The sequence below is a fragment of the Bradyrhizobium sp. Rc3b genome (genome assembly GCF_900114915.1).
Lineage (GTDB): Bacteria > Pseudomonadota > Alphaproteobacteria > Rhizobiales > Xanthobacteraceae > Bradyrhizobium.
Genome location: NZ_FOUS01000002.1, coordinates 652145 through 667093, shown reverse-complemented (window position 1 = coordinate 667093; position 14949 = coordinate 652145). Strand labels below are relative to the sequence as shown.

The following is a 14949-nucleotide window of genomic DNA, read 5'->3' as shown; positions in this document are numbered from 1 at the left end:
TGATGGACTCTGCGCAAGCTGTTGAAACTAAAGAAAAAGCCCCAGAGACCGAGAGCCTGCCGGCGATCGCATCGAGTCCCGAGCGATTCATCAACCGCGAGCTTTCCTGGCTGCATTTCAACCGCCGCGTCCTGGAGGAATCGGTCAATCCCAGCCATCCCATGCTGGAGCGGGTGCGATTCCTGTCGATTTCCGCAAATAACCTCGACGAGTTCTTCATGGTTCGCGTCGCCGGAATCAAGGCGCAGGTGCGCGAGGGCATTGCCGAACGCAGCCCCGACGGCCTGACGCCATCCGAGCAGCTCGCCCTGATCAACCGCACCGTCTCCGAACTCGCCTCCGACCAGCAGGCCATCTGGCGCGATTTGCGCGGCACTCTGGCCGATGTCGGCATCGTCCTGGTCGACGGCAAGGACGTCACCAAGGCGGAACGGACCTGGATCGAGGACTATTTCCTCAGCAACGTGTTCCCGCTGCTGACGCCGCTGGCGATCGACCCGGCCCACCCCTTCCCGTTCATCCCGAGCCTCGGCTTCACCATTGCGCTCCAGCTCACGCGCGCCGCCGACGGCAAGCAGATGAACGCGCTGATCCGCATGCCCGGCAAGATCGACCGCTTCATCCGCCTGCCGGCCGACGGCAAGGTGGTCCGGCTGATCTCGCTGGAGCAGGCCACCGCCCTGTTCATCAACCGCCTGTTCCCCGGCTACAATCTGCACGGCCAGGGCGCCTTCCGCATCATCCGCGACTCCGAGCTCGAAATCGAGGAAGAGGCCGAAGACCTCGTCCGCCTGTTCGAGACCGCGCTGAAGCGCCGCCGCCGCGGGTCGGTGATCCGACTCGAGATCGATGCCAAGATGCCGGAGGAGCTGCGCAGCTTCGTGCAGCACGCGCTGTCGGCCGCCGACGACGAGGTGTTCCTGGTCGACGGCGTGCAGGCGATGAACGAGCTCTCGCAGCTCACGCGCCTCGATCGGCCCGACCTCGAATTCACCCCTTACGTGCCGCGTCATCCCGAGCGCGTGCGCGAGCATGGCGGCGACATCTTCGCCGCGATCCGGCAGAAGGACCTCGTCGTCCATCACCCCTACGAATCCTTCGACGTGGTGGTGCAGTTCCTGCAGCAGGCGACGCGCGACCCCGATGTCGTCGCGATCAAGCAGACGCTCTACCGCACCTCCAACAACTCGCCGATCGTGCGCGCGCTGGCGGAAGCCGCCGAGGCCGGCAAATCCGTCACCGCGCTGATCGAGCTGAAGGCGCGCTTCGACGAGGAAGCCAACATCCGCTGGGCACGCGATCTCGAACGCGCCGGCGTGCAGGTCGTCTACGGCTTCCTCGAACTGAAGACGCACGCAAAACTCTCGATGGTGGTGCGTCGCGAGGGCGGCAGCCTCACGACTTACGTCCATACCGGCACCGGCAATTATCATCCGGTCACCGCGCGCATCTACACCGACCTCTCCTACTTCACCTCCGATCCGACCATCGGCCGCGATGCCGCGCGCGTGTTCAATTTCATCACCGGCTACGCCGCGCCGAGCGATCTGGAAAAAATGGCGGTGTCACCGCTGACCTTGCGCAAGCGCATCATCGAGCACATCCAGGGCGAGACCGCGCACGCGCGCCACGGCCGCCACGGCGCGGTCTGGATGAAGATGAATGCGCTGGTCGACCCCGACATCATCGACGCGCTCTACGAGGCCTCCCAGGCCGGCGTGCAGGTCGAGCTCGTGGTGCGCGGTATCTGTTGCCTGCGCCCCGGCATTCCCGGCCTGTCCGAGAACATCCGCGTCAAATCGATCATCGGACGCTTCCTGGAACACGGCCGAATCTACTGCTTCGGCATGGGCCAGGGTCTGCCGAGTGCCAAAGCGGCTGTGTATATCTCCTCCGCCGACATGATGCCGCGCAACCTCGACCGCCGCGTCGAGGTGCTGTGTCCGCTGCAGAATCCCACGGTGCATCAGCAGGTTCTCGAACAGATCATGGTCGCGAATCTCAAGGACAATGAGCAGAGCTGGCAATTGTTGCCGGACGGGTCCTCAACGCGTATGAAGACCGCGAAGGGCGAAGAGCCTTTCAACGTCCACAACTACTTCATGACAAATCCGAGTCTGTCTGGCCGTGGAAAGTCGCTCAAGGAATCCTCGCCGCGTCGTCTTACGCGCCGGAACGAACGCCATCAATCCTGATCGGGGATGTTCGGCGTGAAGCGGCCGCGCAAGCGCGGCTCGAGCGTCGCGGTCATCGATATCGGTTCCAACTCGGTCCGTCTCGTCGTCTACGAGGGGCTGACGCGGAGCCTCATTCCGATCTTCAACGAGAAGACGCTGTGCGGCCTCGGACGCGAGGTGCAGAGCACCGGCCTGCTCGCGCCCGACGCTGTCGACAAGGCGTTGACCTCGTTGAGGCGCTTTCGCGCGCTGTGCCGCGTGATGCAGGTCGGGCGCGTGTTCGCGATCGCGACCGCGGCCTGCCGCGACGCCTCCAACGGCCCCGACTTCATCGCGAAGGCCGAGCGCATTTGCGCGGTGAAGATCGAGATCCTGTCGGGTCCGCGCGAGGCGCGGCTGTCGGCGCTCGGCGTAATCTCCGGCATCCATCATCCCGACGGCATCGTCGGCGATCTCGGCGGCGGCTCGCTCGAACTGATCGACGTGCGCAGGAACAGCGTGCGTAGCGGCGTGACGCTGCCGCTCGGCGGGCTCGCGCTCCAGGACCTCGCGCACAAATCGCTCAAGCGCGCCGACCGCATCGTGCGCGAGGCGATCGACGAGGTGCCACAGCTCACCGCGGGCCGCGGCCGCACTTTCTATGCGGTCGGCGGCACCTGGCGTGCGCTGGCGCGCATCCACATCATCCAGAGCGGCTATCCGCTCCAGGTGATGCACGGCTATTCGCTGTCCGCGGCTGAAGCGCTCGACTTTTCGCGTCGTCTGCGTCGCCTTGCGGCCGCGGACATGCTCGCCGACATCGAGATCGTCGCCGATGCGCGGCGCCCGCTCCTCACCTATGCGGCGTTGGTGCTCGAGCACATCATCCGGGTGGCAAAGCCGAAGACGATCGTGTTCTCGACCTTCGGCGTGCGCGAGGGCCTGCTGCACGAGAAGCTGTCGGAGCCGGAACGCAACAAGGACGGCCTGATCTGCGCCGCGGAAGAGCTGAACCAGCTGCTGTCACGCTCGGCCAAGCACGCCCACGAGCTGATCGCCTGGACCGACCGCCTCGCGCGCGTGGTGAAGCTGCGCGAGAGCGAGGAGGACCGCCGCTTGCGCCACACCGCGTGCCTGCTGTCCGATATCGGCTGGCGCGTGCATCCCGATCACCGCGGCGAGCAGACTCTGAGCCTCGTCGTCAACGGCAATTTCGGCGCGATCACCCACACCGAGCGCGCCTTCGTCGGCCTGTCGGTGTTCTATCGCTATGCGGGCCTGAGCGAGGAAAACCAGCCGCCGGTCACCATGCAGGAGCTGCTGACGCCGGCGCAGCTCGAACGCGCGCGCCTCTTGGGCGCTGCGTTCCGCGTCGCGCATCTGATCTCGGCAGCGCGCCCTGGCGTGCTGCCGGCCACGCATTTCCGCAGCCAGGGCCGCAAGCTGATGCTGGTGTTCGAGCATCGCCTCGGCGACCTCGTCGCCGACCGCGTCGGCAGCCGCTTCCGCGCACTCGCCCGCCTGGTCAGCCGCGCCGGCTCGATCGTGCGGCGCTAGCGCATGATCCGGAAAAGTGCGTAGCGGTTTTCCGAAAAGATCATGCTCTAACAATAAACCAAAGCGCAACGAGACAGGTGCAAGCGACAGGCATCTGCACCGACATTTACTTCGCGACGAATCGGCTGCCATTCCAGCGCAGCTTCCGGCTGGTTCCATTGCGGTCGAGGAGCTCGACGAAGGCCTGGTTGTTGACGGATGATAGTCGGATGTCATAGGTGCGCACCGTGAGCACGCGGCGGTATCGGCCGGCCGTCGCGACATACACTTCGTGAAGACATCCCGCGGAATTGCAAAGAACGGCTCTGCTGCGGCATTGAAAATCGTCGAAGTGAAGGGCCACGAACTCGGCGCCTGGCACGGTCAGATAGAGCGCAAAATGTTGGGCGGCCGCTATCGAGCCCCCGCACGTAGCGTTCCATTTCTGCACGTCTGCGCGGATTTCGTCCGGGAGCATGTCAATGTGCGCGGGGCTCCAAGGATCCTGCGCCGTTCCACTGTGGGAAAGCGCGGGCTGCACGAGAGCAAGCGCCGCAATGACACTGCCCAGCAGTGTGCACAAGATTCTGCTCAATTTCACGACTTTGCTCCTGCGTAGTTCAGAACAGCCTTGGCTGTTGCGCCCCCCGATAAGCAAACCACCCGGAGCCCACCTCGGCCCACAGCCGGATCGATGCCATCTCCGGCGCGCCTCGTGCAAAAATATCCTGCGCAGGCCAAGCGCGCTTGATGCACATCAACCCACCACCGTCGCGCCGGCGTTAGCGAGATACAAATGCGGCGCTCCGGACGACTTCCGCCATGCAACTGCCCCATGGGATTTTCCGTCTGAGCCCCGCTCGGAGCGCGACTGCCCGTGCTCTCCTAGCGCTTGTATTGAGTCTTTGGCCCTCCGCGCCGAATGCGCAGGACGAGGTGAAGCTCAGCGATGCGCAGGCGCGCAATCTCGGCGTCCGCGTCACCCATCCGGTCGCGAGCCGGACCGATCTGACGCTGCCCTATCCCGTCCAGATCGTCATCCCGACGCAGCAATTGTGGGTCGTCAGCGCGCCGGTGGCCGGCATGGTCGCCAATCTCCTGGTGGGGCGCGGTGACCGCGTCACAGCCGGTCAGCCGCTGGTCACGCTGGAGAGTCCGAGCTTCGTCTCCCAGCAACGCGACTATCTCCACGCGATCGCGCAGGAGCACCTCGCCAGCCAGCAGCTCAATCGCAACGTGGATCTGTTCGAAGGCAAGGCCGTGCCGCAACGCGTGCTCGAAGCCAGCCAGGCCGAAGCGCGCCAGGCCGCCCTCGTCGTCGCCGAACGGCGTCAGATGCTGCATCTGAGCGGGATGTCCGACGATGCAATCTCCCGGCTGGCCCAGCAAGCGGCGATCAGCGGGACGCTCACGGTCAATGCCCCGCAAGCCGCGTCCGTGGTCGAGCTCGCGGTGTCACCAGGGCAGCGGCTCGAACAATCCGCACCGCTCGTCAAGTTGGCGCGGCTCTCGCCGCTATGGGCGGAAATCGCGGTCCCTGCCGCCAATATTCGAGCGATCCGTACCGGCGCGAAAGTCGAGATCGAGGGCTATTCCACCCCGGGCAAGGTCGTGCTGGTCTCAGAGACCATCGATCCTGCCACCCAGACTATTCTGGTTCGCGCGGAAGTCCCCAACGACGGCGAGCTGCATCCCGGCCAGACCACCGCGGCCCGCATCGGATTTCTCTCGACCGGCGAAAGCGCCTGGGAGATCCCTTACAGCGGGCTGGTCCGGCGGGGCGAGCAAACGTCGGTCTTCGTCGGCTTTGACGGCGGCTTCCGGCTGGTGCCGGTCAAGCTGCTTGCGGAAGATCAGGACCATGTGGTCGTAGCGGGCGCCGTCTCGGACCGGGATGAGATCGCGATCGGCGGCATCTCGGCGCTTCGCGGCATCCTCTCCGGACTGGGGCAGTAAATGCTCCGGCGCCTGGTTGCGTTCGCACTGTCGCAGCGACTGTTCGTCATGCTCGGCGTGCTGCTGGTGATCGGCGCCGGCGCTGTCCTCCTGCCCGGCTTGCCGATCGATGCCTTTCCTGACGTTTCGCCGGTTCAGGTCAAGGTCATCATGAAGGCGGCGGGCCTCACTCCCGAAGAGGTCGAGCAGCGCATCACCGTTCCCGTCGAGCTCGAACTGCTCGGATTGCCGAACAAGAAGGTGCTTCGTTCGACCACGAAATACGCGCTGGCAGACATCACCGTCGATTTCGAGGACGGCACCGACATCTACTGGGCGCGCAACCAGGTCTCGGAGCGGCTGTCGAACATCTCGCGCGATTTCCCCGACGGGGTGAGCGGCGGTCTGGCGCCGATCACGAGCCCTCTCGGCGAGATGTTCATGTTCACGATCGACAGTCCCGAGCTGTCGCTCGCGGAACGCCGCACCCTGCTCGATTGGGTGATCCGCCCGGCCTTGCGGACCGTCCCCGGCGTTGCGGACGTCAATGCGCTCGGCGGCTATGTCCGCGCCTTCGAGATCGTGCCGCGCAACGATGCGCTGGCCGCGCGCGGCATCACCTACGATGTGTTTCGCCGGGCCATCGAAGCCAACAGCCGCAACGACGGCGCCGGGCGGGTGAACCAAGGCGAGGACAGCGCCCTGGTCCGGATCGAAGGCAGCGTCCGCTCGATCGAGGACATCAAGGCGATCGTCGTCGACACCCGCGAGGGCGTACCGATCCTGGTCAACGACGTCGCGAGCGTCAAAGTCGGGACGCTGACCCGCTATGGCGCCGTCACGGCGGACGGCCGCGGCGAAACCGTCGAGGGACTGGTCCTCGGCTTGCGCGGCGCCAACGCGGGTCAGCTGATCCGTGACGTGCGTGCCCGGCTCGCGGAACTGCAACCCTCGCTGCCGAAGAGCGTGTCGATCAACGTGTTCTATGACCGCAGCCGCTTGGTCAACCGCGCCGTCGGCACCGTGGTGCGGGCCCTCGGCGAGGCCACCGCCCTCGTCATCGTCCTTCTGCTGCTCTTCCTCGGCAACTGGCGGGCCTCGCTGGTGATCGCTCTCAGCCTGCCGCTTGCCATCGTCATCGCCTTGATCGTCATGCGCGTGGTGGGAATGTCGGCCAACCTGATGAGCCTCGGCGGACTTGCGATCGCGATCGGCATGCTGATCGACGCGCTGGTGGTCGTGGTCGAGAACATCGTCGGGAACCTCGGCAAGCACGAGCCGGGCAAGGCCACTCCGCTGATCCACCTGATCTACCGGTCGGTCTGCGAAGTCCTGGAACCGGTCGCCTCGGGCGTGCTCATCATCATCATCGTGTTCGTCCCCCTGCTGACGCTGCAGGGGTTGGAGGGGAAGCTGTTCATCCCCGTCGCGCTGGCCATCATTTTCGCGCTGGGCGGGTCGCTGCTTCTGGCGCTCACAGTGATCCCGGTCGCGACCTCCTTCGTGCTCAAATCTGCATCGCATCGCGATCCCCTGCTGGTACGCGCGGCCCAACGGGTCTACGCGCCGGCATTGACCTGGGCGCTCAACAACGAGCACAAGGTGATGACTGTGGCACTGATCGGCCTCGTCGCGGCGGGCTTCGCCTATACCAAGCTCGGCAAGACCTTCATGCCGACCATGGACGAAGGCGACGTCATCGTCAGCGTGGAGACGCTTCCGTCCGTCAACCTCGACGAGTCGCTAGCGATGAATGCAAGGCTGCAGACCGCGCTTCTGGCCGTGCCTGATATTGCCGGCATCGTCGCGCGAACCGGGTCGGACGAGCTCGGCCTCGACCCCATGGGCCCCAACCAGACCGACACGTTCCTCGTGCTCAAGCCGGCCGCCGAGCGTGCGACCGACAATCGCGAGGCTTTGCTGCAGAAGCTTCGCGAGGTCCTCACCGGCTTCCCCGGCATTTCGCTCAGCTTCACCCAGCCCATCGACATGCGTGTGCAGGAGATGATCAGCGGCGTGCGCGGTGACGTCGCCGTCAAGATCTTCGGCCCCGACATCGCCAAGCTGAACGAAACCGCGGCAAAGCTGTCGGCGATCCTGTCCAGCATCGACGGTGCCGAGGATGTCTACACCACGCTGAACGAAGGCGCTCAATACTACACGGTTGCGGTCAACCGCATGGAGGCCGGCCGCCTCGGCCTGACCGTGGATTCCATCGTCAACTCGCTGCGGACGCAGATCGAGGGCCGGACCATCGGGACCGCGCTCGAGGACGGACGCCGCACGCCGATCCTCATCCGGGGCAGCGAGACGACGCGGGAAGCGCCGACGCTGCTGGCGAGCCTGCCGCTCACGCTCGTCTCCGGACGGCACGTCGCGCTGTCGCAGGTCGCCCGCATCCAGCGCGTGGACGGCCCGGTGAAGATCGACCGCGAGGACGGCGCCCGCATGAGCGTGGTGCGCGCCAACGTCCGCGGTCGCGACATGGTCGGCTTCGTCGAAGCGGCCCGCCAGAAGGTCGCGACCGAACTGCCGCTGCCCAGCGGTTACCGGCTGACCTGGGGCGGGCAGTTCGAGAACCAGCAACGCGCCGCCGCGCGCCTATCCGTCGTGGTCCCCGTCGCGATCGGCCTGATCTTCGTGCTGCTCTTCACAACATTCGGTGCCATCCGCCAGGCCCTGCTGGTGCTCGTCAACATTCCCTTCGCCCTGATCGGGGGCGTCTTCGCCCTGGTCGTGACGGGCGAGTACCTGTCGGTGCCGGCTTCGGTCGGATTCATCGCGCTGCTCGGCATCGCCGTGCTCAACGGCGTCGTGCTGGTCTCCTACTTCAATCAGCTCCGCGCCCACGGCCTTCCCGAGGATCGCATCGTCGTCGAAGGCGCCATGCGCAGGCTTCGCCCCGTGCTGATGACCGCGAGCATCACGGCGCTCGGCTTGATCCCGCTGCTGTTCGCCACCGGCCCGGGATCCGAGGTGCAGCGACCGCTCGCAATCGTCGTAATCGGAGGACTGCTGTCCTCCACCCTGCTCACCCTGATTCTCCTGCCGATCCTGTATCGCCGCTATGGCGGATCGTCGAAGGTGGCCAAATGATCGAGCAGCCGGTCTGTCTGACGCTGATTGTGCCGCATCTCCTGCGCGAGGAGGTGCTCGACTATCTCGCTGAGCAGACCGACCTGGTTTCGGGATTCACGGCATCGCACGGAGCCGGTCACGGCACTGAGATCCGTTTGCATACGGCCGCCGAACGCGTGAAGGGCCACGCCGATCAGGCCGTCGTGCAAGTGGTTCTGTCGAGCAGTGATGCCGGCCGCTTGCTCGACCGTCTGCGGGTTTCGTTCGCCGGAACCAAGCTGGTCTACTGGACGATACCCGTGACGGAACTCGGCACGATCGACTGAGCGGGCCTACTCCGCCGACGCCCGGGCGTGCCGCTCGGACGATTCCAGCGCCGCTGCGGTCAGCTTGCGGCGGCGCCAGATGGTGCCGACCACCAGCACGACGATGACGCCTAGCGCGGCGCAGAAATATTCGCCGCCGGCTCCGCCATGGCCGAATTGCGGCGGGATGCGCAAGGCGCCGAGCATGCTGTCCAGCGAGGCGCCGAACGGACCGTCGAACAGCGTGTGCAGCTTCGGCGCGACACCGGGATCGGTCGCCATCACCTCGCCCGCGATCCAGCCGAGCAGCGCAGCACCGGCCCAGACCAGCACCGGCAGCTTTTCGAGCAGCGCCATGATCAGCGCCGCACCGGCGACGATCAGCGGCACGCTGATGGCAAGGCCGAGGATCAGGAGCGGCACGCTGCCATTGGCGGCGGCTGCGACCGCAATGACGTTGTCGAGCGACATGACGATGTCGGCGACCACGACGATCTGGATGGCCTGCCACAGATGCGAGGCCGCGTCGACGTCGTCGTCCTCGTCATGCTCCGGCACGAGGAGCTTGGCCGCGATCACGATCAGGGCGAGACCGCCGATCAGCTTGAGATAGGGCAGCTCCATCAGCGTCGCGACGATGCCGGTGAAGATGATGCGCAGCAGCACTGCGGCGCCGGCACCGAAGATCATGCCCCACAGGCGGTGTCGCGGCGAGAGGCCGCGGCAGGCGAGCGCGATCACCAGCGCGTTGTCACCGGACAGAAGGATGTTGATCCAGATGATCTTGCCGACCGCAATCCAGAAGGTCGGTTCGGCCATCTCGTTGCGAAACTGGGTGAAGAATGCCCCGATCGTCGCGGGATCGAAGATCTGCCAGAGCCAGCTCACAATAGGTCCCCTCGCCCAGTCTCTAAATTACGGCCGGATGATCAGCCGACGATCTCGTTGCCCGAGAAGAACTGCGCGATCTCGATCGCGGCGGTCTCCGGCGCATCCGAGCCATGTGCGGAATTCTCGCCGATCGACTTGGCGTAGAGCTTGCGGATGGTGCCGTCGGCGGCCTTGGACGGATCGGTCGCGCCCATCGCGTCGCGGTACTTGGCGATGGCGTTCTCGGCTTCCAGCACCTGGACGACGACCGGGCCCGAGGTCATGAACTCGACGAGCTCGCCGAAGAACGGCCGCGCCTTGTGGACGGCATAGAAGGTCTCGGCCTGTTCCTTGGTCATGCGGATGCGCTTCTGCGCGACGATGCGCAGGCCCGCCTTTTCGATCACGGCGTTGACGGCGCCGGTCAGGTTACGCGCGGTCGCGTCGGGCTTGATGATCGAGAAAGTGCGTTCGATGGCCATAATCTTGTCCTTGGAAGAAAAGCGGTGGTTGTCGAGTTGCGGGGCTTATATCGGCGCCTTTGCCATCCGGCAAGCGACCGCCGGTATGACGTCACAGACGCTTCGCCGCAGGACCGGACCCCTGCAGTTTCAATCTGGATTACGACAATTTCACCCAGATGAACCCAATCTGAAGCCCCTGTCAGGATTCGGTTCAGCCTCGCCGGCGTAGGGTTGGCCCCATCGAAACCGAGCCCGATCACAGGGCGGACCGTTTCGGCGGCCTTTCCATCGACGCGGATGCCCCCGCGCCGGCAGTTTTGAGGAGATCACCATGTTGAGGAAACTTTCGCTTGCCGCTGTCGCTGCGGTTGCGCTGGGTGCCGCGCTGGCGCCGACCTCGGCTTCCGCCCACTGGCATGGTGGCGGCCCGGGCTGGCACGGCGGCGGCGGAGGCTGGCACCGCGGCCACGGCTGGGGCGGACCGCGCTTCTATGCCCCCGTCTCCTACGGTTATGGCGGCTGCTATGTGCGCCGGCTGGTCCCGACCCCCTGGGGACCCCGCTGGCGGATGATCAACCGCTGCTACTGAGCCCGACAGCACCTTAAACCTAAAGGCTACCGCCCCACACGGTTGCCTTCCAAGAGAAGCCCCGGCGATCCCCCCGCCGGGGCTTCGCATTTTGGGCGGATATTGCGGGATTCATACAATTTTGACGAGAATGCCGGCATTCCCCTAAAAACCGCGAAACCATTTTGGGGGCCAATGACTTGGTACCGTGTCCTTACTTTGAGCACACGGAACCTGCGCGATGGCTGGCCTTTTTGCCAATGACAGCGAACAGATCGATCGGCGGACCAGCCGCTCGATTTGCGATGCGGTGGGCGAACGGCTTCAGCAGAGCCTGCGTCCCGAACCTCAGCTCCCGACCCACCTCGAGCAGCTCATGAACGAGCTGAGGCAGCGCGACCGCGACTCGCATTGACCGGCCAAGAAAAACGGGTTGCGTTCGACGCGCCTTGCGGTGACAAGGCCGCATGCTTGTCATCACCGATCTCTCCCTCCGCCTCGCCGGACGCCTTCTGATTGACCAGAGTTCCGTGCAGATCACGCCGGGATCGCGCGTCGGCCTGGTCGGACGCAACGGCACCGGCAAGTCGACGCTGTTCAAGGTGATCCGCGGGGAGCTCGCGGCCGAGCACGGCTCGGTGACCCTGCCGCCGCGCTGGAGCGTCGGCAGCCTCGCCCAGGAAGCCCCGAACGGACCCGACAGCCTGATCTCCGTCGTGCTCAAGGCCGACCTCGAACGTGACGCGCTGCTCGCGGAAGCCGAGAGCGCGACCGACCCGCACCGGATCGCCGAGATCCAGACCCGGCTGGTCGACATCGACGCGCATTCGGCGCCGAGTCGCGCCGCCGCGATCCTCTCCGGTCTCGGCTTCTCCGCCGCCGATCAGCTCCGCCCCTGCGCCGAGTTCTCCGGCGGCTGGCGCATGCGCGTCGCGCTCGCCGCGACGCTGTTCGCAGCCCCCGATTTGTTGCTGCTCGACGAGCCCACCAACTATCTCGACCTCGAGGGAACGTTGTGGCTGGAGGATCACCTCGCGCATTATCCGCGCACGGTGATCGTGATCAGCCACGACCGCGACCTCCTCGAAAGCTCGGTCGACCAGATCCTGCATCTGGAGCGCGGCAAGCTCACGCTCTACAAGGGCACCTATTCCTCGTTCGAGGAGCAGCGCGCCGCGCGCGAGCTGCTCGATGCCAAGCAGGTCAAGCGCCAGGAAGCCGAGCGCGCCCGGCTGCAAGCTTTCGTCGACCGCTTCAAGGCCAAGGCTTCGAAAGCCCGCCAGGCACAGTCTCGCGTGAAAATGCTGGAGCGGCTGAAGCCGATCACGGCGCTGGTCACCGAGGACGTGCGCGAGATTAGCTTTCCGGCGCCGGAGAAGATCCTGTCGCCGCCGATCATCGCGGTGGACAACGCTTCCGTCGGCTACGATCCCGCGGCGCCCGTGCTCGGCCGCGTCACGCTGCGCATCGACAATGACGATCGCATCGCACTGCTGGGTGCCAACGGCAACGGCAAGTCGACGCTCGTCAAGCTGCTCGCCGGAAGGCTCGCGCCGTTCTCCGGCAAGGTGACGCGCGCGGACAAGCTCTCGATCGCCTATTTCGCGCAGCATCAGCTCGACGAGCTGAACGAGGACGCCTCGGCCTATGACCACGTTCGCAAGCTGATGGGCGATGCGCCCGAAGCCAAAGTGCGGGCACGCGCCGGCGCGATCGGTTTTTCGGGCAAGGCGGCCGACACCAAGGCCGGCAAATTGTCCGGCGGCGAGAAGGCGCGGCTGCTGCTGGGCCTTGCGACCTTCTTCGGCCCCAACATGATCATCCTGGACGAGCCGACCAACCATCTCGACATCGACAGCCGCGCCGCGCTGGCCGAAGCCATCAACGAATTCCCCGGCGCAGTGATCATGGTTTCGCACGATCGCTATCTGATCGAGGCCTGCGCCGACCGGCTCTGGATCGTCGCCGACCGGACCGTCACCAATTACGACGGCGACCTCGACGAATATCGCCGCCTGGTGCTGTCAACGCGTAACGCCGAGCCCGCCCCGCGCGAGCGCAGTGTCGCGAGCGAGAAACCGCAGCGCGCGCGGCCCGACAATCGCGGCTCGCTGAAGAAGCGCATCACCGAAGCCGAAGCCGAGATCGCCCGCGTCAGCGACATCATCACCAAGATCGACACGGCCCTCGCCTTGCCCGACATTTTTACGCGCGATCCCAAGCAGGCCGCACAGCTGTCAAAGGCGCGCGCCAATGCCGCCGATGCGCTGGCGCGCGCGGAGGAGCAGTGGCTCGAGGCGAGCACGCAGTTCGACGAGGCTGCGGGCTGAATCCAAATCTGGGAAAACAACCCCATGCACAGTAGCGGTAATAAATCACCCTGGATCAAGTAGCTGGCCAAGCTACTCTTCATGGGATTGTCCGCTCAGTCCGCGAACTGCCCGGCCGCCTTGATGATCGGGGCCCAGCGGTCGACTTCGCTCGTCAGCATCGCGCCGAGCGCCTCGGGCGTCGCCTTGTCCTGCGGCACGGGCTCGGTGTTGATGTCGTTGAACCGGGCGATCAGCGCCGGATCCTTGAGCGCCGTCTGCAGCGCGGCCGTCAGCTTCTGCACGACCGCGGGCGGAGTGCCCTTGGGAGCATAGAGGCCATGCCAGACGCCGAGCTCGAACCCCTTGAGGCCCGCCTCATCGGCCGTCGGCAGATCAGGCAGGCTCTTCAGCCTCTCCTTGGTGGTGATCGCGTAGGCCTTGACCTGCTTGGCCGTGATCGGCCCGGTGGTGTTGGTCGCCTGGTCGCAGGTGAGATCGATCTGCTTGCCGAGCAGATCGTTCATGATCGGGCCGTTGCCCTTATAGGGCACCGTGGTGAGCTGCTTCTGTATCGCGGTCATGAACAGCATGCCGCAGAGATGCGATGCCGCACCTAACCCGGCATTGGCATAGGTCAGCTTGTCGCCCTGCTGCTGGGCGTAGGCGACCAGCTCCTTGAGCGTGTTGGCTGGAAATTCCGGACGCGCAATGATCGTCATCGGCGCGTTGGTCACGAGGCCGATCGGCGCAAACGCCGTCTTCGTGTCATAGCTGAGATTGCGGTACAGCGTCGCTGCGGTCGAGATGCCGACGTGATGGATCAGCAGCGTGTAGCCGTCGGGCTGGGCGCGCGCGGCGCGGGTCGTGCCGATGGTACCGCCGGCGCCGGTCGCGTTCTCGACAACGATTTGCTGTCCCAGCGACTTCCCCATGCCTGCGGCCGTCAGGCGCGCGATGGTGTCGGTCGGCCCGCCCGCCGCGAATGGAACCAGCATGGTGATGGGCCTCGTCGGATAATCCTGGGCAACGGCCGCGCCAAGCGGCAGAAGCAGAGCCGATACGAGGGCAATCGAGAACCGCATAGTCTCCTCCAGATTTTTATGGCTCCATATGAGCGCATTCCTGGCCGCAAGACCATCAGGAAAGCGACTCATCAGAAGCGTGCTGCAATTGTTCGGCCGCAGCGGCGTTCCGGGAACATGTCGCGAAGAGCTGCCGTCAATTCCGCCCGCTCGCCCTGCGCTAGGTCTGGCTCTCTGTCTCGTTCTCGAGCTTCGTCCGCAGGTCGGCAACGACGCGATGAACGGTTTGCAGGTCCTTGACCGTAAGCCCCTCCGAAAGGCCGTTGACCCACGGCGCCTGCAAAGCCATGGCGGCCTCGAAAGCGCGCCGCCCCTTGTCGGTCAGGACGACAAGCTGCGCCCGGCGGTGATGCGGGTTCGCCTCGAAAGCAACGAGGCCTTCCGCGTGCAGGTCATTGACGATCCGCTGCACGTTCTGGCGATTGGCCCCCAGATCGCGGGCAAGCCAAGCCACCGGCTGGGGGCGCTCCGCGTGCACGATGGCGCCGAGAATCTGCCAGCGAGCGCTCGTGAGCCCGAGCCGGGCGACCAAGCGGTCCCCTGCGGTCAAGAGCAGGCTATTCAGCCGGAACAGGTCAAGCACGAGGTTCGACAGCGCATCACCGGCCGGCGTTCGCAAGGATTTCGGCATCCGTCACCATAA

13 protein-coding genes are annotated in these 14949 nt (G+C 65.4%); 8 read left to right on the top strand and 5 right to left on the bottom strand.

All coding sequences use genetic code 11. From position 1 onward, the window contains the following. The first annotated feature begins 2 nt into the window (after positions 1 to 2). A complete protein-coding gene (locus BM190_RS06720) occupies positions 3 to 2195 on the top strand; it encodes an RNA degradosome polyphosphate kinase (protein ID WP_018317534.1) in 2193 nt (730 codons plus the stop codon). 15 nt (positions 2196 to 2210) lie between these two features. Continuing rightward, positions 2211 to 3713: an exopolyphosphatase gene (gene ppx / locus BM190_RS06715; RefSeq protein WP_092253093.1), complete on the top strand. Its 1503-nt coding sequence runs from the start codon at positions 2211 to 2213 to the stop codon at positions 3711 to 3713. Positions 3714 to 3819: 106 nt separating this feature from the next. On the opposite strand, the gene BM190_RS06710 is transcribed toward ppx, so the two are convergent. Then, complete coding sequence (locus BM190_RS06710; protein WP_143109022.1) at positions 3820 to 4293, bottom strand: hypothetical protein; 474 nt, start codon at positions 4291 to 4293, stop codon at positions 3820 to 3822. A 221-nt stretch (positions 4294 to 4514) separates the two neighbouring features. On the opposite strand from BM190_RS06710, the gene BM190_RS06705 reads away from it, so the two are divergent. Genes BM190_RS06705 through BM190_RS06695 form a run of 3 tightly spaced genes read left to right on the top strand, consistent with a single transcriptional unit; the run spans position 4515 to position 9031 of the window. After that, positions 4515 to 5648 (top strand): efflux RND transporter periplasmic adaptor subunit, encoded by a 1134-nt coding sequence (locus BM190_RS06705; RefSeq protein ID WP_409362474.1) that lies wholly within the window; start codon positions 4515 to 4517, stop codon positions 5646 to 5648. Continuing rightward, entirely contained in the window at positions 5649 to 8723 is a 3075-nt protein-coding gene (locus tag BM190_RS06700) for an efflux RND transporter permease subunit (protein ID WP_092252944.1), read from the top strand. It abuts the gene before it with no gap. Then, complete coding sequence (locus BM190_RS06695; protein WP_092252942.1) at positions 8720 to 9031, top strand: DUF3240 family protein; 312 nt, start codon at positions 8720 to 8722, stop codon at positions 9029 to 9031. The genes BM190_RS06700 and BM190_RS06695 overlap by 4 nt, the downstream gene beginning before the upstream one ends. A gap of 6 nt (positions 9032 to 9037) precedes the next feature. Here the strand turns inward: BM190_RS06695 and BM190_RS06690 are convergent, their stop codons facing one another. Beyond that, a complete protein-coding gene (locus BM190_RS06690) occupies positions 9038 to 9898 on the bottom strand; it encodes a TerC family protein (protein ID WP_092252940.1) in 861 nt (286 codons plus the stop codon). 41 nt (positions 9899 to 9939) lie between these two features. Next, the gene (gene ndk / locus BM190_RS06685) at positions 9940 to 10362 is read right to left on the bottom strand and encodes a nucleoside-diphosphate kinase (protein ID WP_018317541.1); all 423 of its coding nucleotides are present in this window, start codon (positions 10360 to 10362) and stop codon (positions 9940 to 9942) included. A 313-nt stretch (positions 10363 to 10675) separates the two neighbouring features. On the opposite strand from ndk, the gene BM190_RS06680 reads away from it, so the two are divergent. From BM190_RS06680 to BM190_RS06675, 3 genes are all read left to right on the top strand, one after another. Beyond that, complete coding sequence (locus tag BM190_RS06680) at positions 10676 to 10933, top strand: hypothetical protein (protein ID WP_018317542.1); 258 nt, start codon at positions 10676 to 10678, stop codon at positions 10931 to 10933. A 220-nt stretch (positions 10934 to 11153) separates the two neighbouring features. Further along, a complete protein-coding gene (locus tag BM190_RS40300; RefSeq protein ID WP_018317543.1) occupies positions 11154 to 11327 on the top strand; it encodes a hypothetical protein in 174 nt (57 codons plus the stop codon). A gap of 52 nt (positions 11328 to 11379) precedes the next feature. After that, the gene (locus tag BM190_RS06675; protein WP_018317544.1) at positions 11380 to 13242 is read left to right on the top strand and encodes an ABC-F family ATP-binding cassette domain-containing protein; all 1863 of its coding nucleotides are present in this window, start codon (positions 11380 to 11382) and stop codon (positions 13240 to 13242) included. A gap of 95 nt (positions 13243 to 13337) precedes the next feature. Here BM190_RS06675 and BM190_RS06670 read toward each other — a convergent pair whose 3' ends face one another. Both BM190_RS06670 and BM190_RS06665 read right to left on the bottom strand, forming a co-directional pair. Then, positions 13338 to 14306, bottom strand: a complete 969-nt coding sequence (locus BM190_RS06670; RefSeq protein WP_092252938.1) for a tripartite tricarboxylate transporter substrate-binding protein — start codon at positions 14304 to 14306, stop codon at positions 13338 to 13340. Between the two features lie 160 nt (positions 14307 to 14466). Further along, positions 14467 to 14937: a MarR family winged helix-turn-helix transcriptional regulator gene (locus BM190_RS06665; RefSeq protein ID WP_092252936.1), complete on the bottom strand. Its 471-nt coding sequence runs from the start codon at positions 14935 to 14937 to the stop codon at positions 14467 to 14469. Positions 14938 to 14949: the final 12 nt, after the last annotated feature.